The 25080-nt window shown below is 36.7% G+C and carries 27 protein-coding genes; 12 read left to right on the top strand and 15 right to left on the bottom strand.

Annotation, left to right across the window (positions count from 1 at the left end; translation table 11 throughout):
• From NG743_RS02970 to NG743_RS02955, 4 genes are read right to left on the bottom strand one after another with little or no spacing between them, the layout of a single operon-like run.
• Window positions 1-873, bottom strand: a complete 873-nt coding sequence (locus NG743_RS02970) for an Rpn family recombination-promoting nuclease/putative transposase (protein ID WP_257121499.1) — start codon at window positions 871-873, stop codon at window positions 1-3.
• A 3-nt stretch (window positions 874-876) separates the two neighbouring features.
• Complete coding sequence (locus NG743_RS02965; RefSeq protein WP_168465787.1) at window positions 877-1761, bottom strand: Rpn family recombination-promoting nuclease/putative transposase; 885 nt, start codon at window positions 1759-1761, stop codon at window positions 877-879.
• Complete coding sequence (locus NG743_RS02960) at window positions 1761-3383, bottom strand: B12-binding domain-containing radical SAM protein (RefSeq protein WP_027404935.1); 1623 nt, start codon at window positions 3381-3383, stop codon at window positions 1761-1763. The genes NG743_RS02965 and NG743_RS02960 overlap by 1 nt, the downstream gene beginning before the upstream one ends.
• A 16-nt stretch (window positions 3384-3399) precedes the next feature.
• Window positions 3400-3654, bottom strand: coding sequence for a SemiSWEET transporter (locus NG743_RS02955; RefSeq protein ID WP_027404936.1), 255 nt, complete (start codon window positions 3652-3654; stop codon window positions 3400-3402).
• Window positions 3655-4607: 953 nt separating this feature from the next.
• Here NG743_RS02955 and NG743_RS02950 point away from each other — a divergent pair.
• The gene (locus NG743_RS02950; protein WP_257121498.1) at window positions 4608-5369 is read left to right on the top strand and encodes an ABC transporter ATP-binding protein; all 762 of its coding nucleotides are present in this window, start codon (window positions 4608-4610) and stop codon (window positions 5367-5369) included.
• An 89-nt stretch (window positions 5370-5458) separates the two neighbouring features.
• Window positions 5459-5926 (top strand): DUF29 domain-containing protein, encoded by a 468-nt coding sequence (locus NG743_RS02945; RefSeq protein WP_027404938.1) that lies wholly within the window; start codon window positions 5459-5461, stop codon window positions 5924-5926.
• A 68-nt stretch (window positions 5927-5994) separates the two neighbouring features.
• Here NG743_RS02945 and NG743_RS02940 read toward each other — a convergent pair whose 3' ends face one another.
• Window positions 5995-7230, bottom strand: coding sequence for an LL-diaminopimelate aminotransferase (locus NG743_RS02940; RefSeq protein WP_053539203.1), 1236 nt, complete (start codon window positions 7228-7230; stop codon window positions 5995-5997).
• 119 nt (window positions 7231-7349) lie between these two features.
• Here NG743_RS02940 and NG743_RS02935 point away from each other — a divergent pair, with 119 nt between their 5' ends.
• Entirely contained in the window at window positions 7350-7727 is a 378-nt protein-coding gene (locus NG743_RS02935) for a nucleotidyltransferase family protein (protein ID WP_027404940.1), read from the top strand.
• Window positions 7724-7909 carry a hypothetical protein gene (locus NG743_RS02930; RefSeq protein ID WP_027404941.1) on the top strand — a complete coding sequence of 62 codons (186 nt, stop codon included), beginning with the start codon at window positions 7724-7726 and terminating at the stop codon, window positions 7907-7909. Before NG743_RS02935 ends, NG743_RS02930 begins: the two co-directional genes overlap by 4 nt.
• A gap of 120 nt (window positions 7910-8029) precedes the next feature.
• On the opposite strand, the gene NG743_RS02925 is transcribed toward NG743_RS02930, so the two are convergent.
• The gene (locus tag NG743_RS02925; protein WP_193963804.1) at window positions 8030-8596 is read right to left on the bottom strand and encodes a thioredoxin family protein; all 567 of its coding nucleotides are present in this window, start codon (window positions 8594-8596) and stop codon (window positions 8030-8032) included.
• Between the two features lie 53 nt (window positions 8597-8649).
• Here NG743_RS02925 and NG743_RS02920 point away from each other — a divergent pair, with 53 nt between their 5' ends.
• Window positions 8650-9054 (top strand): NIL domain-containing protein, encoded by a 405-nt coding sequence (locus NG743_RS02920; protein WP_027404943.1) that lies wholly within the window; start codon window positions 8650-8652, stop codon window positions 9052-9054.
• Window positions 9055-9251: 197 nt separating this feature from the next.
• Window positions 9252-10235, top strand: a complete 984-nt coding sequence (locus NG743_RS02915; protein WP_027404944.1) for a CHAD domain-containing protein — start codon at window positions 9252-9254, stop codon at window positions 10233-10235.
• Between the two features lie 14 nt (window positions 10236-10249).
• Here NG743_RS02915 and NG743_RS02910 read toward each other — a convergent pair whose 3' ends face one another.
• A complete protein-coding gene (locus NG743_RS02910; RefSeq protein WP_193963806.1) occupies window positions 10250-11026 on the bottom strand; it encodes an HIRAN domain-containing protein in 777 nt (258 codons plus the stop codon).
• Window positions 11023-11766: a HipA domain-containing protein gene (locus tag NG743_RS02905; RefSeq protein WP_236630662.1), complete on the bottom strand. Its 744-nt coding sequence runs from the start codon at window positions 11764-11766 to the stop codon at window positions 11023-11025. Before NG743_RS02905 ends, NG743_RS02910 begins: the two co-directional genes overlap by 4 nt.
• Before the next feature lie 579 nt (window positions 11767-12345).
• On the opposite strand from NG743_RS02905, the gene NG743_RS02900 reads away from it, so the two are divergent.
• Complete coding sequence (locus NG743_RS02900; protein WP_257121497.1) at window positions 12346-14454, top strand: S8 family serine peptidase; 2109 nt, start codon at window positions 12346-12348, stop codon at window positions 14452-14454.
• 140 nt (window positions 14455-14594) lie between these two features.
• On the opposite strand, the gene NG743_RS02895 is transcribed toward NG743_RS02900, so the two are convergent.
• The 3 genes from NG743_RS02895 to grxC all read right to left on the bottom strand — a co-directional run bounded on the left by NG743_RS02895 (window position 14595) and on the right by grxC (window position 16447).
• Window positions 14595-15386, bottom strand: coding sequence for a lysophospholipid acyltransferase family protein (locus NG743_RS02895; RefSeq protein ID WP_193964028.1), 792 nt, complete (start codon window positions 15384-15386; stop codon window positions 14595-14597).
• A gap of 112 nt (window positions 15387-15498) precedes the next feature.
• Entirely contained in the window at window positions 15499-15939 is a 441-nt protein-coding gene (gene tadA, locus NG743_RS02890) for a tRNA adenosine(34) deaminase TadA (RefSeq protein ID WP_035083607.1), read from the bottom strand.
• Window positions 15940-16126: 187 nt separating this feature from the next.
• A complete protein-coding gene (grxC, locus tag NG743_RS02885) occupies window positions 16127-16447 on the bottom strand; it encodes a glutaredoxin 3 (protein WP_027404949.1) in 321 nt (106 codons plus the stop codon).
• Between the two features lie 257 nt (window positions 16448-16704).
• On the opposite strand from grxC, the gene NG743_RS02880 reads away from it, so the two are divergent.
• The 3 genes from NG743_RS02880 (at window position 16705) to NG743_RS02870 (ending at window position 19999) form a co-directional block, all read left to right on the top strand.
• A complete protein-coding gene (locus NG743_RS02880; RefSeq protein ID WP_039203229.1) occupies window positions 16705-17811 on the top strand; it encodes an amino acid ABC transporter substrate-binding protein in 1107 nt (368 codons plus the stop codon).
• 38 nt (window positions 17812-17849) lie between these two features.
• Window positions 17850-18776 carry an amino acid ABC transporter permease gene (locus NG743_RS02875; RefSeq protein WP_027404951.1) on the top strand — a complete coding sequence of 309 codons (927 nt, stop codon included), beginning with the start codon at window positions 17850-17852 and terminating at the stop codon, window positions 18774-18776.
• Window positions 18777-18853: 77 nt separating this feature from the next.
• Window positions 18854-19999: an amino acid ABC transporter permease gene (locus NG743_RS02870; RefSeq protein ID WP_027404952.1), complete on the top strand. Its 1146-nt coding sequence runs from the start codon at window positions 18854-18856 to the stop codon at window positions 19997-19999.
• Here the strand turns inward: NG743_RS02870 and NG743_RS02865 are convergent.
• Both NG743_RS02865 and NG743_RS02860 read right to left on the bottom strand, forming a co-directional pair.
• Complete coding sequence (locus tag NG743_RS02865; RefSeq protein WP_257121496.1) at window positions 19988-20161, bottom strand: hypothetical protein; 174 nt, start codon at window positions 20159-20161, stop codon at window positions 19988-19990. The two genes, NG743_RS02870 and NG743_RS02865, sit on opposite strands and share 12 nt — an antisense overlap.
• Entirely contained in the window at window positions 20151-20702 is a 552-nt protein-coding gene (locus tag NG743_RS02860; protein ID WP_257121495.1) for a hypothetical protein, read from the bottom strand. Before NG743_RS02860 ends, NG743_RS02865 begins: the two co-directional genes overlap by 11 nt.
• 43 nt (window positions 20703-20745) lie before the next feature.
• Between NG743_RS02860 and NG743_RS02855 the strand changes: the two genes are divergently transcribed.
• Together NG743_RS02855 and NG743_RS02850 are read left to right on the top strand one after the other, a co-directional pair.
• Window positions 20746-21486 (top strand): amino acid ABC transporter ATP-binding protein, encoded by a 741-nt coding sequence (locus NG743_RS02855; protein ID WP_027404953.1) that lies wholly within the window; start codon window positions 20746-20748, stop codon window positions 21484-21486.
• Between the two features lie 278 nt (window positions 21487-21764).
• Window positions 21765-22016, top strand: a complete 252-nt coding sequence (locus NG743_RS02850; RefSeq protein ID WP_257121494.1) for a hypothetical protein — start codon at window positions 21765-21767, stop codon at window positions 22014-22016.
• A gap of 35 nt (window positions 22017-22051) precedes the next feature.
• On the opposite strand, the gene NG743_RS02845 is transcribed toward NG743_RS02850, so the two are convergent.
• Window positions 22052-24205, bottom strand: a complete 2154-nt coding sequence (locus tag NG743_RS02845) for an NACHT domain-containing protein (RefSeq protein ID WP_257121493.1) — start codon at window positions 24203-24205, stop codon at window positions 22052-22054.
• The gene (locus NG743_RS02840) at window positions 24184-25080 is read right to left on the bottom strand and encodes an esterase/lipase family protein (RefSeq protein WP_257121492.1); all 897 of its coding nucleotides are present in this window, start codon (window positions 25078-25080) and stop codon (window positions 24184-24186) included. The genes NG743_RS02845 and NG743_RS02840 overlap by 22 nt, the downstream gene beginning before the upstream one ends.

The following is a 25080-nucleotide window of genomic DNA, read 5'->3' as shown; positions in this document are numbered from 1 at the left end:
TTATGATTCTGTGTGGGATTTTAGCCATTGTTCTAAGTCATTAATATCTCCAAAATCTAATAATGCTTCTCCGAGGTCTTCTAGCTGTGCTATTGTCAAGCTGTTAATACTTTCGATATGGCGAGTAATCAATTTTCCAAACCGCTTAGATAACTGCCGCAGCAGTAAGGTTTTTTCACCTTCTTGTCTACCTTCCTGTCTACCTTCTTGTCTACCTTCTTGTTCACCTTCCTGCTTTGCTTCTTGATATACCCTTGTTTGCTTAATATCACTTACTAAAAACATGGCTTCTATCTCCTGACGGCTTAATTGGGAAAACTTTGACACTAAGACAGTTTCCAATAACTCTATAATACCTTGTCTTTCTCTCTCATTGCTAACTTCTGTTTTTGTTCTTGCCATCAAGTTTTGAACTAATTGCGGTGATTGGTTTTCTTTACTGACAATTAATTCAATTAACCCTACACCTATTGAACCTGATGGTATTTCATCTAAATAAATTCGTTTGATGCGACCACTATTGACTAATTCTTGTTGGTAATTAGTTAATCTTTCCACATCTAAACTACGTTTAGCAAATAAAGCTACTGCCTGCCAGTCTTGTTCTGGTTTATATTGATTGAGATAAATATTTATCTCTGTGATTAATTCCCAGTAAAATTCTGGTTTATTTTGAAATTGTACTTCGACGAAATAGATGGGTTTTTCCTCACTATCTGGCATGAATATCCCATCAAATCGAAAAGCTTTTTCTTTAACTTCTACAGATGTAAACTCATAACCTTCCGCATTTTCTGTTGGCTGTCCCAGTAGTTCAAATAATAGAGTATGGAAGGTGAGGAAGATTTGGTAGAATATTGTATCTGTGTGCATTATTTATGATTCTGTGTGGGATTTTAGCCATTGTTCTAAGTCATTAATATCTCCAAAATCTAATAATGCTTCTCCGAGGTCTTCTAGCTGTGCTATTGTCAAGCTGTTAATACTTTCGATATGGCGAGTAATCAATTTTCCAAACCGCTTAGATAACTGCCGCAGCAGTAAGGTTTTTTCACCTTCTTGTCTACCTTCCTGTCTACCTTCTTGTCTACCTTCTTGTCTACCTTCTTGTTCACCTTCCTGCTTTGCTTCTTGATATACCCTTGTTTGCTTAATATCACTTACTAAAAACATGGCTTCTATCTCCTGACGGCTTAATTGGGAAAACTTTGACACTAAGACAGTTTCCAATAACTCTATAATACCTTGTCTTTCTCTCTCATTGCTAACTTCTGTTTTTGTTCTTGCCATCAAGTTTTGAACTAATTGTGGTGATTGGTTCTCTTTACTGACAATTAATTCAATTAACCCTACACCTATTGAACCTGATGGTATTTCATCTAAATAAATTCGTTTGATGCGACCACTATTGACTAATTCTTGTTGGTAATTAGTTAATCTTTCCACATCTAAACTACGTTTAGCAAATAAAGCTACTGCCTGCCAGTCTTGTTCTGGTTTATATTGATTGAGATAAATATTTATCTCTGTAATTAATTCCCAATAAAACTCTGGTTTATTTTGAAATTGTACTTCGACGAAATAGATGGGTTTTTCCTCACTATCTGGCATGAATATCCCATCAAATCGAAAAGCTTTTTCTTTAACTTCTACAGATGTAAACTCATAACCTTCCGCATTTTCTGTGGGTTGTCCCAGTAGTTCAAATAATAGAGTATGGAAGGTGAGGAAGATTTGGTAGAATATTGTATCTGTGTGCATTATTTATGATTTAATTCCAAGCTGGTAGCTTCTGCTAAATGCTTAATTAGTGTAGACTGAGGTAAAGGTCCATGCAAGTGATTCCAAGGTAAAATTTGCTCAGTTGACCAATTGCTGTGAACATAAAAATCTAAGTCGGGAATTTGTCCTTTCAGTTGTTTAAAAGCCCGTTTATAACTTCCCAAAGAGTCGCCAAAATCACGGGTTAATTCTAATAATGGAGAAAGTCGGCGATCGCCTCTCGACAACAAAGCCTGTATAATTGACCAATTATAGCTTTCTGGTCGAAACTCCATCCCTTGAGGTTTTATTTGCTTTTGTAACAATTGCAACCGCTTTTCTGCTTGCTTATTTACCCCAAACCATTGAAATGGTGTGTGTGATTTGGGGACAAAGGTACTACATCCCAGTGTTAACCGCAAACCAGGGGCAGCTTTTCTTATACCTTCCATCATTTTTACAGTTGCGTCCACATCTTCTGCTTCTTCCCCAGGAATTCCCACCATTCCATAGAGTTTTAAACTAGATAAACCACCAGCTTTTGCATTGATAGCTGCTTGGATAATTTCATCATTACCTAATTTTTTATTGACAATTTTCCGAACTTTTTCCGAACCACTTTCCACCGCAATTGTCAATGATCTTGTATCTCGTTTTGCCAAAGTTTCGGCTAATTTAACTGTAACTGTATTGGTTCTTACAGAAGCCACACTCAACCGCACATCATCATATTTTGGTTGACTAATATAATCTAATAATTCTGTAAATTCTGGATGTTGAGTAACAGAAGCCCCTAACAAACCCAACCGACTTGTAACTTTTAAACCCCGTTCAATCCCAGGAATTAAAGAATTTTCCAAACTCGCAGTTCTAAAAGGCAACGTTAAATAACTAGCTAAACAAAAGCGGCACATTTCGGGACAACTCCGCACCACTTCCACCATATAAATATTTTCCCAAGCCGCTTTTTCTGTCACCACAGTAGAAGCAGAAAGAGTATTGCCTCGATAAGTTTGCTTTTGGATAATTGGGGGAATTTCCTCTGAAATCGGATTAATTGATTTTATTTCCCCATCTGGGGTAACATATTCTATTACATATAAACTAGGAATATAAATTCCCGGAACTTGGGCTAAAGTTTTTAATTGAGTTTCTCTATCAGCATTTCTGACTTTTTTATAAGTATCTATAAAATCGCCAAGCAGATTTTCACCATCTCCCAATAAAATCACATCAAAAAATTCGGCGTAAGGTTCAGGATTAGCCGTCAAAACTGGTCCACCACCAAAAACTAAAGGATAATTTTGATTGCGAGAATTAGCCCGAATGGGAATTTCTAAAGATTCCAGAAGATTAAAAATATTCACATAATCTAATTCCCAAGACATCGAAAAACCTAATAATTCTGGATGTCTAGGAAGTTGTTCCCGAATATCAGTAAATAAGCGACTTACCTGCAAATCATCACGCATAGCCAAAGTCGCCCATACTACCTGATAACCCAGGCTAGTTATCCCCACAGTGTACTCATTGGGAAAGGCGAAAATTACGGGAATGGCATCGTGCTTGGGGGTTGCAGGGGTAAATAGAAGGCGTTCGCAGTCAAATACAGATGATGTCACAGCTTTTTTAGTAAGGTTATCTATATTTAATTTTAAGCCATAGAATAATCAAGTTAAAACATAATGTCACCCCATTAGCGAGAATAACGGGCAAAGCACCGAGAATAATCCCATAGACTAACCACAGAAACAAACCACTCATGAAGACAATCAGCATCACATAAGAAACATCTTTTGCTGATTTCGTGCGCCATATTTGGAACATTTGTGGTAAAAAAGCAATAGTAGTTAATGCCCCTGCAACTAAGCCTAAAATGGTGATAAAATCCATGTTCAATAATATATCCTGATTTTAAAGATTATACTCCATTAATTGCAGATATTTAGCTCAATAGTAGAAATTAAAAATTGAAAAAGTTTGTTAGATCATGTTATTTGAATCTTAGATCCGGAAAAAATATTATTTGTGAGTTATTGTTTTGATGATAAGTAGGTAAACGGAAAAATTTAAAGGTATATAACGATATGTAAAGTTGTCTCAATGCGAGATTATGATTGAGTTTCAGCCATTTTACAAAACGCAATACCCCTCATTTTTATTTTGTTTACCTACTTAATGTGGGCATTCTATGGGAACACCAAAAAATAAATTACCCAATTTTGTGGGATGGGCATACTTCGACAAGCTCAGCACAAGTCCTGCTTGTCCTTGATGATTAGCGGGCAAGATGCCCGCACCACAAGAAATTTTTGGGTATTTTTTTAATTGGAAGTCCCTATAAGAATAAGTAGGTGAACACAATAAAACCAAACTGTGTAAAGAAACATAAAATCGCCCAAACCCTCTTCACTCTTGCCTTTTGCCTTGCCATAACGACAATTTTCAACGCCAACATACTTAGTTATCAATTGCCATCTCTAATTGGCGAGGAATCGAATATGAAACAATACACCCTTTTTTATCCCACATTCCCCACTTCATTGTGTATTATCCATTAAAAAAGCTAAAAACCGGCTAAAATAAATCCTTTGCTGACAAGCCTTTCAAGACTTAATGGGAAAAGTCAGAATTCTACATGAGGAGTGATGCGATCGCCTAAACAGATCCTATAAATATGTGTATGTGTAGACCCCGTAGTTGCCCTCATAATTAGAGGGTTAATGATCAATATCAATTCTACATGATGCGATCGCCCAAAAAATCCCATAATATATGTAGGGACGATCCCCCCGTGGTTCCCCTAATCTTTACTACAATTATATTTTACATAAGGATAAATCTTTGTGGATGATACTCTGACAATAACTAATGCAAATATTCCCCATGCACCAGAATTAGCAATTATTCGATTAGAGGATATTTTCAAAATTTATGGAATTGGGGAAATAGAAGTTAAGGCACTAAATAATGTAAATTTGGTGATCACACAAGGCGAATATTGTTCGATTATGGGACCCTCTGGTTCGGGCAAATCTACAGCTATGAATATTATCGGTTGTTTAGATCGTCCTAGTAGTGGAAATTATTATTTAGATAATTTGAATGTCGCGCAAATGAATGATACTGAATTGGCGCATATTCGCAGTAGAAAACTCGGTTTTGTCTTCCAACAATTCCATTTATTAAATCAATTAACAGCCCTAGAAAATGTCATGCTGCCAATGGTGTATGCTGGTGTTAAATCTGGGGAAAGAAAAGATCGGGCGACATCCGCATTAATCAAAGTTGGCTTAGAAAACCGCCTCAACAACAAACCTACCCAATTATCAGGGGGACAACAACAAAGAGTAGCGATCGCTCGTGCCATTGTCAACAATCCCGTTGTTCTCCTCGCAGATGAACCCACCGGCGCACTTGATTCTCATACTACCCAAGAAGTATTAGACTTGTTCAGTGAACTTAATAGCAGTGGTATTACCGTTGTTATTGTCACCCATGAATCAGAAGTTGCGCGACAAACTAAACGGATTGTTTGGTTTCGTGATGGTGAAGTTGTTCATTCTCATCTGACTCCCCATGAATTACATGAAGTTGTCACATCTTAAATACAGCAGGAGGGAAAAGATAAGAGTTTGATGGCTTAATTTTCTTACTTCACTAAATCAAAATTTGCACTGGGAGTAAATCTAAAAAGATGTCTAACACCCTATATGATAGCGATTTGCAATTATGGATTGAGCAAACAATTCAGCAGTTACAAAATCATGAATTTGAGTCGCTAGATATTCAGCATTTGATTGAGGAGTTAGTTGATTTGGGTAAATCGGAGAAGAATACGCTCAGAAGTAATCTCAAAATTTTATTGGCTCATTTACTCAAGTTAAAGATTCAACATGATGCACCTGATTCGATGAAGGGAAGTTGGTACAGTTCAGTTGTGGAACATCGTCAGCGGGTTCTGGATAATTTAGCCGATACTCCCTCTCTTAAAAGTTTCTTGGTTGAAGCTATAGAAAAAGCTTATCCCGACGCTCGTAAGTTAGCAATTAAAGAAGCTAAATTTGCCAAATTTGGGGTGCGGATACCGGAAGAAAGTGAATATCCTATCACCTTTCCTTTTTCGATTGAGCAAATTTTAAATGAGGACTTCTACGGATTGTAAATGACAGGAGAAGTTTCATTTCACAAAAGTAAGGTGGGAATTACCCACCCTAAATTATTAAACTTGAATTACACCTTAAACTTAGCGGTGATTCGCTTCATGGCTTCTTCCACATTTTCCCGACTATTAAAGGCAGAAATACGGAAATAACCTTCACCCGCAGCCCCAAAACCAGAACCGGGAGTTCCTACTACATTCACAGTTTCTAATAACTTATCGAAAAATTCCCAACTAGATAAACCATGAGGAGTTTGCACCCATACGTAAGGAGCATTTACACCACCATAAACATTTAAACCAGCATTTGTCAGTTCTTCACGAATGATTTTAGCATTGTCTAAATAGAAGTTTACCAAAGCTTTGATTTGTGTTTGTCCTGCTTCTGAATAAACCGCTTCTGCACCACGTTGAATAATATAAGAAACGCCGTTAAATTTGGTAGACTGACGACGATTCCAGAGTTTCCAAAGTTCGACATTAGTACCGTCAGCAGCTTTAGCTGTGAGGTTTTTGGGAACAACAGTTAAAGCGCAACGAGTTCCGGTAAACCCAGCATTTTTGGAGAAAGAACGAAATTCAATAGCACAATCTCTCGCACCTTCGATTTCAAAAATAGAATGAGGTAAGGTAGGATCTGTAATAAATGCTTCGTAAGCAGCATCAAAGAAGATAATTGAACCGTTAGCTTTGGCATAATTTACCCAGGCTTGCAAGTGTTCTTTAGTTGCAGTTGCACCTGTAGGATTATTAGGAAAGCAAAGATAAATTAAATCAACTTTTTGGCTAGGAATTTCCGCTGTGAAATTATTTTCAGCGGTGACAGGTAAATAAACTAACCCACCATATTCACCTTTTTCGTTAGCATCTCCCGTGTTACCCGCCATGACGTTGGTATCTACGTAAACGGGGTATACTGGGTCTGTAACGGCGATAATGTTATTTTTGCCAAAAATATCGAGAATGTTGCCAGAATCGCACTTAGAACCGTCGGAAATGAAGATTTCATCCGCTTCTATGGCTGCTCCCCGTGCCTGGAAGTCGTGGGTGGCGATTTTCTCCCTTAACCAAGCATAACCTTGTTCTGGTCCATATCCTTTAAAAGATGAGCGATCGCCCATATCTTCTACAGCTTTAATCATGGCTGTGCGACAAGCTTCTGGTAAGGGTTCAGTGACATCACCAATCCCCAAGCGAATGATTTTAGCATCAGGGTTAGCTTGGGCAAAAGCATTTACCCGTCGCGCAATTTCTGGAAACAGATAACCAGCTTTGAGTTTCAGGTAGTTGTCGTTAATTGTAGCCATAGTAAATTTTGAGAAAAAAGACAATCATACACTATCTTACTTTGAGTAATGTCTGATAGAGCAATTTTCCATGAAATCGAGTTATAATTATTTTAGAAAATTCCCATATTTGAGAAACTATGAGTCTCATTAATGAAGCTACTAAACAACGAATTATCCAAGAGGTTTTAGAGGCTAGAAAAAATCGTCCTCAGTTTCTAGTTGCTATGCAAGAACGCCAAAAGCAAGGTTTAAAAATTGCTCGACAATGTGCCAAAATATTGAAAGAAAGATTTGGTGCAGAAAAAGTTGTCTTATTCGGTTCTTTATTGGATCATCAACAAATGAGTTGGCGTTCTGATATTGATTTAGCTGTTTGGGGTTTACCAGAAAAAGATTATTTTAAAGCAGTGGGGGTTCTTTTAGATATTGCTGAAGATTTTTCTCTTGATTTGATGGAAGCACAACACGCTAAATCTTATATTTTACCTGCAATTTCTCAAGGAATAGAACTATGATTGGATTGAGGAAAAAAATTTCTGAAGAACTAATCAAGCTTGAAGAATTGGTGAATAGAGTTAATAGATTATTATTATTAATTCAGCAAAATGATGATCCTAAATCAGGGTTTTTATTGTCTGAATCAGGATTTCCAGGATTAGATGATTTTCAGGATTTTTATTTGAAGGTTAATCAATAATACTAATATGATCTGATCATAAATAATAATTAAAAAACTTCATCCTGTACATCCTTAAATCTTGAAAATCCTGATTCTGACAAATAATAAATTAATAACTTTTTACCAATCCCCAATTACCTAATTTACAACTTGGCTACCGTGACTGCGAGGATCATCTTGATTACTATCTGTGGCGGCTCGTGCAGAAAATTGCGAGGTTTTGCCATTACCTTGAATGTGGGGAAGGGTAGAACCGACAATTAAAGCTTCTAAATTACTAGCCATAATGGTGCGGGGGATATCACCAATGGTTTCGGCGATGGTTTCCCCTTGTTTACCCAAAAATATAAAGTGGGGAATGCCATCTACTCGATATTTGAGCATTTCTGGCAACCATTTGGTATTATCAACATTCAACATGACAAAATTCAGGCTGTTATTGTACTTTTCTCTGAGTTTTGCCATGTCGGGTGTCATTTTCTGGCAAACTGTACACCAATCGGCGTAAAACTCGACTAGAGAAGGTTTTCCGTTGCTAACAGCTACTTCTAAGGGCATGGCAGTTTTACCTAATTCCGCCAAGGAAACTGAGGTAGAATCAGTTTTAAGTCCCAGGAACAGGGCAACTCCCAAAGCGATCGCTACAATAGCAATTAAGAAGTTTTTGATGCGGTTACTAGAATTTACAGAGGCTTCGGTACTCATAATCAATTTATTAAGACTTATTAACTTAGTTCATCTTACTGTTTTCTCACATAATGAAAAAAAGAGTTACCCTGACTTTTCCCAAACGGGCGATTCAAATGCCTGTTACCTACCGACTAGCAAAGGATTTTAATGTCGCTGCGAATATTATCCGCGCTCAAGTTGCGCCGAATCAAATTGGTAAACTAGTAGTAGAATTATTGGGGGATATTGATCAGTTAGATGCAGCAATTGAATGGATGCGATCGCAACATATTCATGTTTCCCTGGGTTTGGGTGAAATAGTTATTGATGAGGATGTATGTGTTCACTGCGGTTTATGCACGGGGGTTTGTCCCACTGAAGCCCTAGCTATTAATCCAGAGACATATAAACTCACCTTTGTGCGATCGCGCTGCATAGTCTGTGAACAATGTATTCCTACTTGTCCAGTACAAGCTATTTCCACTAATCTTTAAACAACAATTAAGTATTAATTCAAGTTGTTAATTATTTGAATGAAGGTATGATTTTTGCTCACGCAGAGGCGCTCCAGGCGCAAAGAGTAAGAGTTTGAGAAATAGAATGTGTGAGTTTCATACCTCAATTGAGCAACGCCTAAAATTCCCGGTTTAATCCTGTTAATCCTTTAATCCTGGACATCCTGATTCTGACAATGAAAATTCCCTCGGAAACATCAATCAAAACCCTCGGTGAAACTGCACACCAAGCTATTGAAAACCACTTGACAAAAACTATAAGGTGGGAAAAAGCAGTTAAAAGAGACGAAGATCCAGAACCACTTCACCAAATGCGAGTGGGAATGCGACGGTTAAGAACTGCTGTGAGTAGATTTGAAAGATATTTATTTTTACCAAAATCAGTTAGTGATAAAAATATTGGTAAATTTGCCCGCATTTTAGGTAGTCTCAGAGATTTAGATGTCCTTGCAGAAATTCTCGAAAAGAATTACAAACCGCATTTACTTGAAAAAGAACAAAAATCTCTAGAAACAGCTTTTACAGAATTGCATAAACAACGAGAAAATGCCGTTTCTCATGTTCAGAAAACATTTAAAGATGAAACTTATAAATCTTTTAAAAATGAATGTGAAAATTGGTTGAAAAATCCCAGTTATCGCAGTTTCTCATCTATACCGATTTATCACATCTTACCAGATTTACTCTCACCAGAAGTGAGTGAATTTTGCTTACATCCAGGATGGCTAATTGGCACTAAAATTATCGAATCAGAAATAGTAGTCCAAACAAAATGGACACCCAACCAATTAGAAGAACATCTAAAAACAGAAGGTAAAACTCTCCATGATTTGCGAAAACAAGCCAAGCGTCTCCGCTACCAAATGGAGTTATTTACTGAATTATATGGTGAGTCTTTTTCCGCATATATTCATGACATTAAAAGCATCCAAGAAATCTTGGGAATGATCCAAGATAATATGGTTTTACATGAATGGTTAGAGAATATCTTCAAATCAGAACTGGATACTCAATTAGGTGGATTAACGACGCTACTAGCCGCAAATCGTTATCAATTGTGGCAAGAATGGCAACCACTACAACAACGTTATTTGCAAGCAGATACTAGATATAATTTACATTTAGTGGTATTACAACCTATGGTAGAAAATGTTAAATAAGCTTTTGCAAATTCCTAATAATAACCGCTTGCTGTTATGATATTATCAATCACCAGTGGTTGATATTCTGGACTAGAAAAAGGGCGAAAGTCATCTTTACACAAAGTAGTTATGTGACACAATAGGCGAAACTGAAGTGGTGTAGGTGGTAGATTTACACGCTCTACTTCCAGCCTGACTGAACTAGGGTCTTTCCAAATCAGATCAAAAACTTCACTTCGTAAGTAACGCGGACAATAGCCTACAATATGATGATCTTCTGTGTTTAAAGTTAATGCTTTAGTATCATGAGGGTTTTGAAATTCATGAGCTAACCATAACTTTTCTGTTGACACAAAATGATTAATTCTTTCAATGGCACATTTAGGTAGGTGTCGTAGTCCGTGAGCAAAAAAGTGTAGTTGATATTCTCCTTTTTCATCTGCTTCTGGACAGGGGAAAACGGCAAGACTATCTGTTTCTCGTTCTCCACCACTTCGGGCTAAAATTGTGAGGGGATCATCTTCTAGTTCTGAAATATTTAACCATTGCAGAAAATTAGCATAATCAGGACGGGAACGAGACATCAAACGATTAGAGAAAACTGGAAATAAATGGATTGATGTATATACTTTTTCTAAATCAGGAAATGAATATAAAGGTTCAAAACCACAAATATTTTGTGCCTCTTTGACACTCTGAGTGTAAACAAATTTGTACTTTGTGCCATCATAAGTCAATCTACCAATTGTAAACCAAGAGCGACTATGGGTATCTTGCCAAGCTAGAAATAGTGTTTGAGGTGTTTTCACTGTAATAATTCCTTTAAATTAAGTAATCTATTTTGGTTCAATTCCAGAATCTTTTGTGCAAATTCGACTGCTATATTTGATATCCGCTTTTGTGGAATTCGGTTTAAAATTAAGAGAGTATCTGCTTTAGATATACATTCAAGATGCTCTAGCCAAATCATAGCAGATTGGGGATAACGAAGCGCAGACCGATAAAATACATCAAAAGTTTTCAGTGGCTTTTTATCTTCTGCACTACTATAAAAAGCAGATTTGCACTTGTTGATATATGAATCTACCGAGCATTTTTGTCTCTTTTCGTCATATAGTTCCCGTCCTAAAGAAGAAGCATGATCATAAGTTGGTGCTAAGTGTATAGTTTCTGTTATATTGGGTGTCAATTTACTTCTTACTAAACCCCAATTGTGATGGTGACGATCTCCATTACCAATCCAAGCATCTAACATGAGGTAGCCAACAAACACTTCTACAGCTTTCTGAATACCACTTGGTGCTGTCCAACCAATAGGGAGATTAATATGATCTGCTTCTAGCACTTTTAGCACAATATCTATTGTATGTTGTGAAACGCCATATTTTTCAAATGTGGGATAGTTCGGCACAATTGGAGTGAGAATTTCATTGCCATGAATTAGTGTCTCACCTTTTGATAAGAATGAAGGTGAAACTACACCAAGATTTCCTTCCCAAGTTTCTGCTAGATCATAAATAGCATGGGGTAATCCTAAAAGCTCACACAATTCAGATGCAACTTTTTCTGCCCAGTCCTGTCCGATATATTGTGATTTTATCTGTTTATATAAACAATAGTCAAGTTCTTTATGCTTAAACTAAAATTTTGTATTAGTTCCTATTACCTCATCATGAGAAAATTCATAATACTCTTGGACGACAAAAATAATAGGAAATTCTGGCTTAAATTCCATGAGATTATTAACAGTAGATATTATTTGGATTCAGTCTAGCCTGTTTATTAGTTTATTATGTCACATAGTAAGTAGGTAAACAAAATAAAAATGAGGGGTATTGCGTTTTGTAAAATGGCTGAAACTCAATCAGAATCTCGCATTGAGACAACTTTACATACCGTTATATACCTTTAAATTTTTCTGTTCACCTACTTATTTTATTATTCCAAGAATAGCCGCATCCCCAATGTATCATTTTTACATCTCTCGACGAGAAATAGATTCCCATGAAAGACTGATACTCTCAAACTGAGATTCACATTTTTCAGAGAATTTATGCACTATTCTTTCCCGAAGTTCTAAAATATCTAGACACAAGCCAAATTAATTTTCCACCAATCCCCAATTCTTATGAGTGATAATATTAATCCTGCGAATTTTCCTGAATCAGATGTAGCAAATAACGGCGAGTCACTAACCTTACAACGCGGTGGTGAAGAGTTAACGCTAGAAAAAACGCTGTATCGTTTTACTATCCGTCCTAATGCCAATTTTCCCCATGAAAAATTAACACAGATTCCTGGTAGCGTATGGCGGCGGAGTATTCCTCAAGCAAAATTAGAACTATATACGGTTTTTCCTAATCAGCTAGATGCAGTCATGTCTCAACTCCGTGCTGATGAAAATGTGGACTTTGTGAGTCATGTTTATACATTGGAAAATAATCCCGGAACTTTTGTTTATCTCAGTGACCAAATTACAATTCAATTTGCTACTTGGGTAGATAATACTAAAATTAATACTATTACCAGTAAATTGAATTTAGTTCAAGATCAACCAGTATTCGGAATACCAAATACCTTCATTTTTCTTGTTAGTAAACAATCCACACAAAATCCCGTTAAAATTACCAATTATTTACAAACACTGCCAGAAGTTTTAGCGGCTGAACCGAATATTCTCATTCAACAAGAACCCCATTATAAACCCAAAGATTCTCTTTATTTCCAGCAATGGTATCTCAATCATAATAGTAGTAATCAATTGGTAGCTGGTTCGCATATCTCCGTAGAACAAGCTTGGGATACTACTCGTGGTGTGCGTTCTATAGTGGTGGCTGTAGTAGATGATTCCTTTGATTTAAAACATCCAGATTTTCAAGGTACAGGTAAAATTGTTGCTCCTAGAGATTTAAAAGAAAATGATTTTTTACCCTTACCTGGAGAAAAAGAAACTAGTCATGGGACTGCTTGTGCAGGATTAGCTGTAGCTGAAGAAAATGGTTCGGGAATTGTGGGAGTTGCTCCTGGTTGTGCAATGATGCCCATTCGCACTACTGGTTTTTTAGATGATCAATCAATTGAGGATATTTTTGATTGGGCAGTAGAAAAAGGCGCGAGTGTAATTTCTTGTAGTTGGGGAGCTTCTGCTGTTTATTTCCCCCTTTCTATTCGGCAAAAAGCGGCTATTAACCGGGCTGCTACCAATGGACGCAAGGGAAAAGGCTGTGTGATTGTTTTCGCGGCTGGAAATGCTAATCGTCCGATTAATGGGACTGTAAATGAACAGAATTGGCCGAAAAATATTGTCCAAGGTAAGACAAATTGGTTGAGCGGTTTTGCTGTTCATCCTGATGTGATTACTGTATCTGCATCTACTAGTTTGAATAAAAAGGCTGCTTATAGTAATTGGGGAGGTAATGTTTCCGTTTGCGCTCCTAGTAATAATGCTCCCCCAGGAATGTGGTTTCAAGAAACTGGTTTTGTTTATACACAACCGGCAATTGTTTCTTCTCTATTTGGATTGGGAGTATTTACAACAGATCAAATAGGTGCGGCTGGTTATGATGCGGGAAATTTTACTAAAAACTTTGGTGGGACTTCTAGTGCTACTCCCGTAGTCGCAGGAGTAGCGGCTTTGGTATTATCAGCTAATCCTGATTTAACGGCTCAACAAGTTAAACGGATTCTCCAAGATACGGCTGATAAAATTGTGGATAATAACCCTGATCTTCAGTTGGGTGTGAGTGGGGGTACTTATGATAGTAATGGTCATAGTCAATGGTTTGGTTATGGCAAAGTCAATGCAGCTAAGGCTGTGAGACTAGCGCAGCAGATGGGTGCGGTTGCTAAAATTACGAATAAACAAATCCAGTTCAAAAATTCTCAAGTTGTGGATATTCCTGATAATAATAGACAGGGAATTAAAAGCGCGATCGCTATTAATGAAGCTGTCAATGTCACAGATATCCAAGTTACCGTAAATATCACCCATGATTTTTTAGGAGATTTAGAAGTTTATTTAATTGCTCCTAATAATCAGCGGATTTTATTACAAAGTCGCACATTAGGTCGTCGTAATCAATTACAAAATACTTACACAGTGCGATCGCATCCTGCCCTTAAACAATTACTTTCTTTACCCGCAAAAGGTAACTGGCAATTACAAGTTATTGACTACGCTGCTTTAGATGTGGGCAAACTTAATAACTGGGAATTGGTAATTGGTTACGGGAAGTGAGGGGGTAGGGGAGGTAGGGGAGGTAGGGGAGTAGGGGAGGTAGGGGGAGTAGGGGGGTAGGGGAGTAGGGGAGTAGGGGAGAAATTTCATTCTTCATTCTTCATTCTTCATTCTTCATTCTTCATTCTTCTGAACTCCTCTCAATTATGAATTTCTATGAAGATGCGATCGCTAATTTTTACTTCTTGATGACTTAATTGTTTTAATTTATGGGTTAAATCTGCTGTCAGCCTTTTGGCCTCTTGCTTTAAATTACCATTCATATAATCTGCGGCTTTGATAGGTTCACCAATATGAATATTCACATCAGTACCCCAATTAGGATAGGGTTCACTGTAGTGGATACCGACAGGGATAACCTTAATATCTAATCCTGGATAGGTAGATTCAGCAGTCACAGCTAAACGAGCGATTCCCGGCTTCAGGGGGTGAAGTTGACCATCACGATGAATGCCACCTTCGGGATAAATAACTAACATTTCCCCCTGCTGCATTAACTCTACTGTATGCCGGAGAGTTGCGATCGCCGGACGTTCAATATTCACAGGAAAACCACCCATTCGCAGCACAAACCAACCTTGCAACCCTTGACATTCATTACTCGTTACCATAAATCGCATATCTCTACCCGTCACACAACGACCAGTAGCATAGGGCAAAACCAAGGAATCCCAGCGGGAACGATGGGTAGGGGCAAGAATTACCGGTCCACTTGTAGGAATATTTTCTCTTCCAGTCACCTTAATATGCCCAAAGAAAGATGGCAAAACTATGTAGTGTCCTAGAAGATAAGCAACACGGATTAACAAAGGCGAAACCCGCGAGGTATTCTGAAGCACCGAAGGTTGCCGAGGGGAGTCGAGGTGAGGATTTACCGGCGTATTTCTAGTTTGAGAATGGCGGTTAGTAGAAGCAAAGTATGATTTGATCATGACGGTGGCTGATTTTTTGGCGAATAAAAGATGACACAAACTTGATTATGTCCACCGTAGATTTTCTTGGGTAATTTGTGTTTTTCCATTTGGACAGTTTGATCTGTGTCTGTTATTTTTGCTGACGTTGGGTAACAAACCAACTTTGTAATTGTTCTCGACATTCTGATTCTAGAATACCCCCCACCACTTTCACTCGGTGATTAGATGCTGGGTGATCAGGGATGTTAATAACAGTACGAATAGCACCAGTTTTGGTATCGTCCACGCCATAGATCAATTTTCCTAATCGGGCATGAACTATAGCACCGGCACACATCGGACAGGGTTCTAGAGTGACATATAAAGTACATTGATGCAAGCGCCAACTTTGTAAAACTTGACTAGCAGCCCGAATCGCCATAATTTCTGCGTGTGCAGTAGGATCTTGATCTCGCTCTTTGCGATTTTCACCCACAGCAACCAATTGATTATTCATATCAACAATCACAGCCCCCACAGGAACTTCACCAGCATCACCAGCCACTCGTGCCAATTCCAGAGCGTGATTCATCCATTTTCGATGTTTTAAATATTCTGGGTGTTCAAGCATGAATTGTCAGTTGTCAGTTGTCAGTTGTCAGTTGTCAGTTGTCAGTTGTCATTAATTCTCTCTCTTGTCTGTTCCCTGTAACCTGTCACCTGTAACCTGTAACCTGTAACCTGTAACCTGTCACCTGTAACCTGTAACCTGTAACCTGTCACCTGTCACCTGTCACCTGAAATAACAGAGGGTCAAGTTGAGCTTTTGCATCTAATTGATACAGGTCATCACAACCACCAATATGTTGATTATTAATAAAAATTTGGGGGACGCTACGGCGACCGTCGGCGCGTTCTGCCATGATTGTTCTAGCTGTTTCGTCACCGTCAATTTTGTATTCGGTGAAATTAACACCTTTCCATGATAGTAGCATTTTAGCGCGAATGCAGTAGGGGCAAGTTTGCCAAGTATAAATTTCAACATTGGCTTTGATTTGCTCTGGGTGGCGACCGAGAAGAGAGTTGAGAAAATTTAGCATATTCTTAATTAAGAGGTTTTTTGTAGGTAGGTCGGTAAAATTGATTATATAAAAGATTTGAATTTGATGTAGGGGTAGCACCCCGTGCCTACCCCGGTATTTAGGGCAACTATAGAAGGTTTGCCCCTACGTAATTCATGGGTTTAGGTATTTTCAAAATGTTTAATTTTGCTCTTCTAAGAAGATATATTTGCCACGAGTATCAATAAATGTTTCAATTATGTGGAAACATCCAAAGAAGATTCTTGGGAAAAACAATGATGAAATTTAGTAAATTATCTGTAATTTTACAGGGGATAGGGATGCCTTTAGCGATCGCCCCTTTAATCATAATTCTGAGTGCCTGTAATGATCAACCACAAAATAATCCCAATACACAAAATCCCGACAGCACCCCCCAAGGACAAGTTACTCGCGTTCTCTGGAATCGCATTAAAAGCCGTGGACAGCTTGTTTGTGGCGTTAGCGGTGAACTACCAGGATTTAGTTTTGTCGGCACTGACGGCAAATATAGCGGTATTGACGTTGATATTTGTCGGGCTGTTGCAGCAGCAGTATTTGATAATCCAGATGCGGTAGAATATCGCAATCTCAACACCAAGGAGCGATTTACAGCTTTGCAAACTGGAGAAGTAGATATTCTCAGTCGCAATACTAGCTGGACTTTTAGCCGCGCAACTTCCCAGGGTTTAGATTTTGCCCCTGTGGTATTTTATGATGGTCAAGCCGTCATGGTGCGTAAAAATAGCAATATTAAATCTATCAAAGACCTGAAAGACAAAGCCATTTGTGTGCAAACTGGAACTACTACTGAACAAAATTTAGCAGACCAAATGCGGAAACGGGGAATTACTTATAAACCCGTTGTTTTTGAAGATGTGAATATCACCTTTGCCACTTATGCAGAAGGACGTTGTGATGCTGTCACTACAGACCGTTCTGCACTGGTTTCTCGACGGACAACCCTACCTAAACCAGAAGATAACGTGATTTTAGATGATGTTCTTTCTTCTGAACCTCTAGCGCCAGCAGTTGCTAAGGGTGACACCAAGTGGAGTGATATAGTCAAATGGACTGTTTATGCTTTGGTGAAAGCAGAAGAATTAGGCATTAATTCTCAAAATTTAGCAGAGTTTGCTAATAGTAAAGATCCCGATATCAAACGTTTTTTAGGAACAGAAGGAAACTTGGGTGAAGGAATTGGTTTAACGAAGGATTTTGCTGCCAAAATAATTAAGCACGTTGGTAACTATGGCGAAATTTATGATCGCAATTTGGGAGCAAAAACAAAACTAAATCTCCCACGGGGACAAAATCAAATTTCCACAAAAGGAGGATTACTCTATTCTCCACCTTTCCGCTAAGGAAGCAAGAGAAATTTCTTACTATTAACAACTGACCAATGACTAATTCAAAACCTCCTTTCTGGCGTGATAATCGCTTTTGGCAAAATGCTATCCAGCTAATTTTTGTATTTTTAGCAGTATTTGTATTTGTTATCTTCTGGGGGAATGTCAGCCGAAATTTACAGCAATTAGGAATTCAATTTGGATTTAATTTTCTCAAGCAACAGGCATCTTTTGATATTGGGGAAACTCTCATTAATTACAAACCAACGGATGCTTATAATTATGCTTTATTAGTGGGATTAGTTAATTCTCTGAGAATAGCAATAATGGGAATTTTCCTCACCACAATTGTGGGAATTACTGCGGGAATTGCAAGATTATCAGATAATTGGTTAGTCAGAAATATTACGGTTATCTATGTAGAGGTTTTTCGGAATACACCATTATTGTTGCAATTGCTATTTTGGTATTTTGCAGTTTTCTTGAGTTTTCCCAAAGCCGAAAATAAAATTTCCTTTTTGGGTTTTGCTAATTTTAGCCAAAACGGAATTCAACTTCCTTGGTTTACCTTGTCTCCAGAATTTTCTAGTTTATTATTGGGGTTAACTTTTTACACAGGTGCGTTTATTGCGGAAATTGTGCGCGGGGGAATTCAATCAGTTCCGACAGGACAACTAGAAGCAGCCAAATCCTTGGGGTTAAACCCACGTTTAGCAATGCGATTGGTGATTTTTCCCCAAGCTTTGCGGGTGATTATTCCCCCATTAACTAGTCAATATCTTAATTTAACCAAAAATTCCAGTTTAGCGATCGCTATTGGTTATCCTGATATTTATTTTGTTGCTTCTACCACTTTTAACCAAACTGGGAAAGCGGTAGAAGTGATGCTGTTAATTATGATTACTTATCTGACTTTGAGTTTGATAATTTCTCTAACTATGAATTTATTTAATCGTTCTGTGCAAATTAAGGAAAGATAATGTTGAACGCAGATAAACGCGGATAAACGCGGATGAATACGGGTGATGATTATTCTATGCAGTCTCACATTTTTATGATGATTAAACTTAGTTGGCTCAGAAAAAATCTTTTTAATAATTGGTACAATAGTTTACTAACTGTTGTTTGTTTTATATTTCTATTTTGGTTAGTTCAAGGATTTGCAATTTGGTTAATTACTAAAGCACAATGGCAAGTAATCCAAGTTAATTTACACTTATTTTTAGTAGGCAGATTTCCCCAAAGTTTATATTGGCGAATTTGGGTTGTTTTGGGAATATCTACAACTTTAACCGCGATTACTGGGGGTGTATTTACCAAAAAAGTAATATTCACAAACCGTAATTCGTTGATTGCTGTTGTGATTATGGGGATTTCACTGTTTATTTTACCCACACCATTAACAAGCCGTTTATGGTTATTATTAATTACAGGTTTAATAGTTGTAGGTTTGATAATTGGTCAGAAATTTACTAAAATCATTACACCTTGGCTTTCCCTAACTTGGTTATTATCTTGTCCCCTAATTATCTGGTTAATTGGTGGTGGTTTAGGATTACAATCTGTATCTACAAACTTATGGAATGGTTTATTACTTACCCTATTAATGGCAATAATTAGTATTTTCCTTTCCTTCCCCATAGGAGTTTTCCTCGCATTAGGAAGAACCAGCAATTTACCCGTAGTCCGGTGGTTTTCTATTCTTTATATTGAAATCGTCAGAGGATTACCATTAATTGGGATTCTATTTTTAGCCCAAGTCATGTTACCCTTATTTTTACCAGCAGATTTACGTTTAGATAGATTACTCAGAGGTACTACCGGATTAATATTATTTAGTGCAGCATACATGGCTGAAAACGTACGTGGCGGACTACAAGCAATTCCCAGAGGACAAATAGAAGCAGGAAAAGCATTAGGATTAAATACACCTTTATTACTCATATTAGTAATATTACCCCAAGCCTTACGTGCAGTTATTCCCGCAATTGTTGGTCAATTTATTGGTTTATTTAAAGATACTTCTCTTTTATCATTAGTAGGATTAGTAGAATTAACAGGAATGGCACGCTCTATATTAGCACAACCGCAATTTTTAGGAAGATATGCAGAAGTATATTTATTTATCGGCTTGATTTATTGGGTATTTTGTTATTCAATGTCCTTAGCTGCTAAAAACTTAGAAAAACAATTAACATCTTAGGTTGGGTTGACGTATGTTACCCAACATTCCTACGATTTTCAACCACAAAAAAGGAATAACTGTCAGAATCAGGATACCCAGGATGAAAAGATGAACAGGATAAAAAACAATGATTTTATCACCAATTACCCGTAGGTTGGGTTGACGTATGTTACCCAACATTCCTACAATTTTCAACTACAAAAAAGGAATAACTGTCAGAATCAGGATACTCAGGATGAAAAGATGAACAGGATGAAAAAACAATGATTTTATCACCAATTACCCGTAGGTTGGGTTGACGTATGTTACCCAACATTCCTACGATTTTCAACCACAAAAAAGGAATAACTGTCAGAATCAGGATACCCAGGATGAAAAGATGAACAGGATAAAAAACAATGATTTTATCACCAATTACCCGTAGGTTGGGTTGACGTATGTTACCCAACATTCCTACGATTTTCAACCACAAAAAAGGAATAACTGTCAGAATCAGGATACCCAGGATGAAAGGATGAACAGGATAAAAAACAATGATTTTATCACCAATTACCCGTAGGTTGGGTTGACGTATGTTACCCAACATTCTTACAATTTTCAACCACAAAAAAGGAATAACTGTCAGAATCAGGATACCCAGGATGAAAGGATGAACAGGATAAAAAACAATGATTTTATCACCAATTACCCGTAGGTTGGGTTGACGTATGTTACCCAACATTCTTAAATATTTAAATATAACTTGTATGACACAAAAGGAATATATGACAGAATCAAACCCGATAATTATTGCTGAAGATGTTCACAAATGGTATGGTAAATTTCATGCACTCCAAGGTGTAAATTTAACTGTAGAACGGGGAGAAGTCGTTGTTTTAATGGGACCATCTGGTTCAGGAAAATCAACCTTTATTAGAACATTTAACGCTTTAGAAGAATATCAACAAGGAATTATTACCATTGACGGAATTACCCTCAGTCATGATTTAAGAAATATTGAAACAATTCGGCGAGAAGTGGGAATGGTATTTCAGCAATTTAACTTATTTCCCCATTTAACAGTTTTACAAAATATCACCTTAGCACCAATATATGTTCGCAAAATATCCAAAGTTAAAGCGGAAGCATTAGCAATGCAATTATTAGAAAGAGTGGGAATTTTAGCACAAGCACAAAAATATCCCGGACAATTATCCGGTGGACAACAACAACGAGTAGCCATAGCGCGTGCATTAGCAATGCAACCGAAAATCATGTTATTTGATGAACCAACATCAGCTTTAGATCCAGAAATGGTGAGAGAAGTTTTAGACGTAATGCGAAATCTCGCTAATGACGGAATGACAATGGTAGTTGTTACCCATGAAGTCGGATTTGCGCGAGAAGTTGCTGATAGAGTTGTGTTAATGGATAGCGGTTTATTAGTTGAATCTTCTACCCCCGACACCTTTTTTACTAATCCCAAAGAAGAAAGAACCAGGAAATTTTTATCCCAAATTCTCTAGGGTGATTCAATTCAGGCTAAAGATCCCCGACTTCTTAATTTAATCTTTTGTAAATAATGATAATTTATCAAAGAAGTCGGGGATCTAAATGCAGGTTTAACGATGTCCAAATATTGGGAAGATTTGATAATATTCTTTACCTATAGACATCGCTAGGTTAACCGTATATATGGTATCGAAACTTACATTTATAAAAATTGTTTACAGGATTTACGAGTACGTTTGTTCTACACTAGAATAAATATGATGTCCTGAATTTTTCAATAGGAGTAAACTATATGTCAAATCATAGCGGAAGTTATATGTTAAATGAAGTGATTACAATTTTGAGACGTGAGCATTGTTTTGATCATTTAGATAAAGAAAAGAAGCAAAATTTGATTGAAGAAATTGTCAGACTAGCTCGTTATGAAGATGATTGTAATTCGGGGGAAATTTTAGAAGGACACACAGACTATTTTAAAATCTGTTATTGCTGTTTAGCGAAAACTAATGATCTGGAATCTGGTCTTTGTGTAGAATGCAGGTGATAGATTATGGTCAAATAATAACTACTCATCTTGATTTACAGATTTGGCTTTAACATTCGTTCCTCTATTTCTTGCCACCAAAGTGGGCAAGTTTCTCCAATTGCTGATTTTTTGCAATCAATGATGAGTTTATTTGCATATAAATATTTTTCATCTAATGTTTTTAGTTCTTCCTCAGATAAATCAATCATTTCTGGTATGAAGTTAAAAGCCTCTAGCAAAGTCTTACGGAGTCCTTCAGCAAATGTATTAAATTCTTCTTGTTGTTTTTTATCATTGGGAATTTTAGATTTATGTTCTTCTAGTTTTTCAGCTAGTTTAAATTCTTCATTATTAAAGATTTTTAATTCTTCAAGTTTAGGCGTAGTTTCAATAGCAAGATTAATGTCATAAGTGATATCGTGAGCTTTAGCTATAGCATTGACGTAAGCGTTGGCATATAAAATAGCACTACTATGAGTTCTGTCTTTGGTATATATCGAGGTAATACTGTTAGAATAGCTATAAACTATAGAATCAATAATAAAAATAGCATTGGCATTAGCTACGGCAATTTCTTTTAATTTAGCGTATGTGTTGGCTAGGTTGTAAGCTTTGGCATAAGTAATAGCAATTGCACGTTTACCTATAGGTTTAATATTTCCTGCTGTTTCTGATGTTATTTCATCTGCCCAGCCTAATAATTTTTGCAATTTAGGCTTATTAATATATTTTTGGGATTCTGCTTGCATCAACGATAACAAATTACCAGCTTCATCACCCATCAATTCTGCTGTCAATAAAAACACTTCCCGCCAGCGAGTATCTGTTAAATGTTCTTTAACTAATTGCTCAATTTGTTTATTTTCAACAATGTATTTAGCTGTAAAATATTCCTGGAATGTCAGATGAGAAAAAGACCAGAATCCTTCTGAACGCTCTATTAATAAACCTGATTTTGCTTCAATTGACTTTAATACTTTCTCAGACTCATATTTTTTAACTCCCAGTCTAGAAACTATAAAGGTTTCTAATTTTTCTTGTTGAGGAAAATATTCATTTTCTTTAAAGAAATTGGCAGCTAATTCAGTCAATAATTTCTCAGTTTCATCCAAATTAATATTTGGATATAGTTTTTCTCTATTTATTCCTTTTGATTCATCTAATCCTCTTAGTAGATCCTTTATTCCCTTCTTATAAAGCTCGGCTCTATTTGTCGGTAAATCATCTCCATTACGAAAAACAAAGCATATTAAGTTTAATAACACTGGTGTTACGGACAGTTCTGCAATTTGAACATTTTCTGGTTGTTCCAAAAGTCGAGTTAATTTAGATGCTAAATTATCTGAATCTGAGCTTTTTTCAACAACTTTAAACCAATGTTTAATAAATTTTTTGGCTTGTTCTGGTTTAAAATCATCTATTTCAACTTCAGTAAATCCTGGAAGTTTATACTTGTGAGTTTGAGTACGACAGCTAATAATAAAGCGGTTATTATAAAACTTATTACAGAATTTTTCTACTTCTTCAACAACAAAATCACGATCTTGCTTAGACACTTCATCTATACCATCTAACAAAACTAAAGTTCTAGAATTAGATAATATAGTTTGTATAACTTGCTTGTTTATTTCGTCCCAGCTACAAAATTCACGTGTATAGATATAATCAAATAAGTGTAGCTGTTCTTGATTTGCAGTTTGGAGTTTCAGAGGATGTATATACTCTGCAAACTTATTCAATCTAATAAAAATCGGAACATAATCTTGTTCATCAAATTGATTTTTTTTGTCAATACACAATATTCCTAATGATTTAAGAAAAGTTGTTTTACCTGAACCAGGTTTTCCAAATACCATTAGTCTTCGACAATCTTTTACTTTTGATAAAGCTGGTAGTCCTTTTTGTTTAACTGCTCCTGATCCAAGACGATCAAAATTCCGCCAGTCAGGTTGAAAGTCTTTACGCCAATCGCTAAAAGTACGATAACTACTCACTTGATCCAAAATATTAAGATCAATGTAAATTTCATCTACTGGAACAGGATCGGAAACCCTTAACATTTGCATAGTTCCATGCAGATTCTTAAATTTATCGCGGGTTAGCGATCGCACTTCCTCAACTAAATCATCAATCGGCACATTCTCAAGCCCCCCCAAACCTGTACCAGGTGCATTCGAGGGGGCTGCTAAGGGTTTGAATTTAAACATTCTCCAATAAACGTTCTCACACTTTTATAGACGGTGTTATAAATTGTATCTCCTATGATATTTCCTTCTTGAGATTTAGAAATTAGTTGAGGTTTAGCGATGTTAAGATGATTTGCAGTAACAGGAATACTATCCACTCCTGGAATACTTAGACTGGCACTATCTCGTTTTACAACTTTACCAAGATGTAATTTTATTCCTAATGGAAGTTGTATTGGTATTGATGTTGATTCTGTTTCATAAAAAACTTTACAAGTTATACCTAAACTAGAAAAATTTTGTATGAACCATTCATTTGTTTTTGTTAAGGAAGTGTCATCATTATTAGCTTTAAGTTGCTTTACTATTATTGAGGATTGAGAAAAAGTTAAAATGTTAATTATATTAGCTAGGTCTGAACCCAGATGTGGACTAGCTATAAATACTATGCCCTTAATTTGCTGAATAATTTTTTTCTTATCTGGTGTTGAATTTATTGTATTAGCATTATTTAGCATCTCTTTAATTACCAACCCACCTAGACTATGAGTGATAAACATTAATGGGTTTTTACCAATACCATAATCTTTAGCTTCATTTAGCAAAATATTGAGCAAACTATTAGCTTGTTCATATATTGACATAGCATTACCAACGGGATTAGCTTTATAACCAAAAGACCAAATCCCAACAGTTTTAAATTCCTTTTCGTCTCCTAGCCAAAAAGGCCAGCATTCTTGATCACACTTTTCCTCTGGATGCCAAGTAGTGATTGCATGACCCATTAAACCATGTACAAAAATTACATCAGCTTTGCGTTCTGAATTATCACAATTCTTGATTTTATGTAACCCTGTTTGGTCAAATTGTTTCTTATCTAATTGATTTATATTCAC

The organism is Dolichospermum heterosporum TAC447, assembly GCF_024584745.1.
GTDB classification, from domain to species: Bacteria; Cyanobacteriota; Cyanobacteriia; order Cyanobacteriales; family Nostocaceae; genus Dolichospermum; species Dolichospermum heterosporum.
The sequence above is the reverse complement of the archived record's forward strand: the minus strand, read 5'-3'. Positions and strand labels throughout refer to the sequence as shown.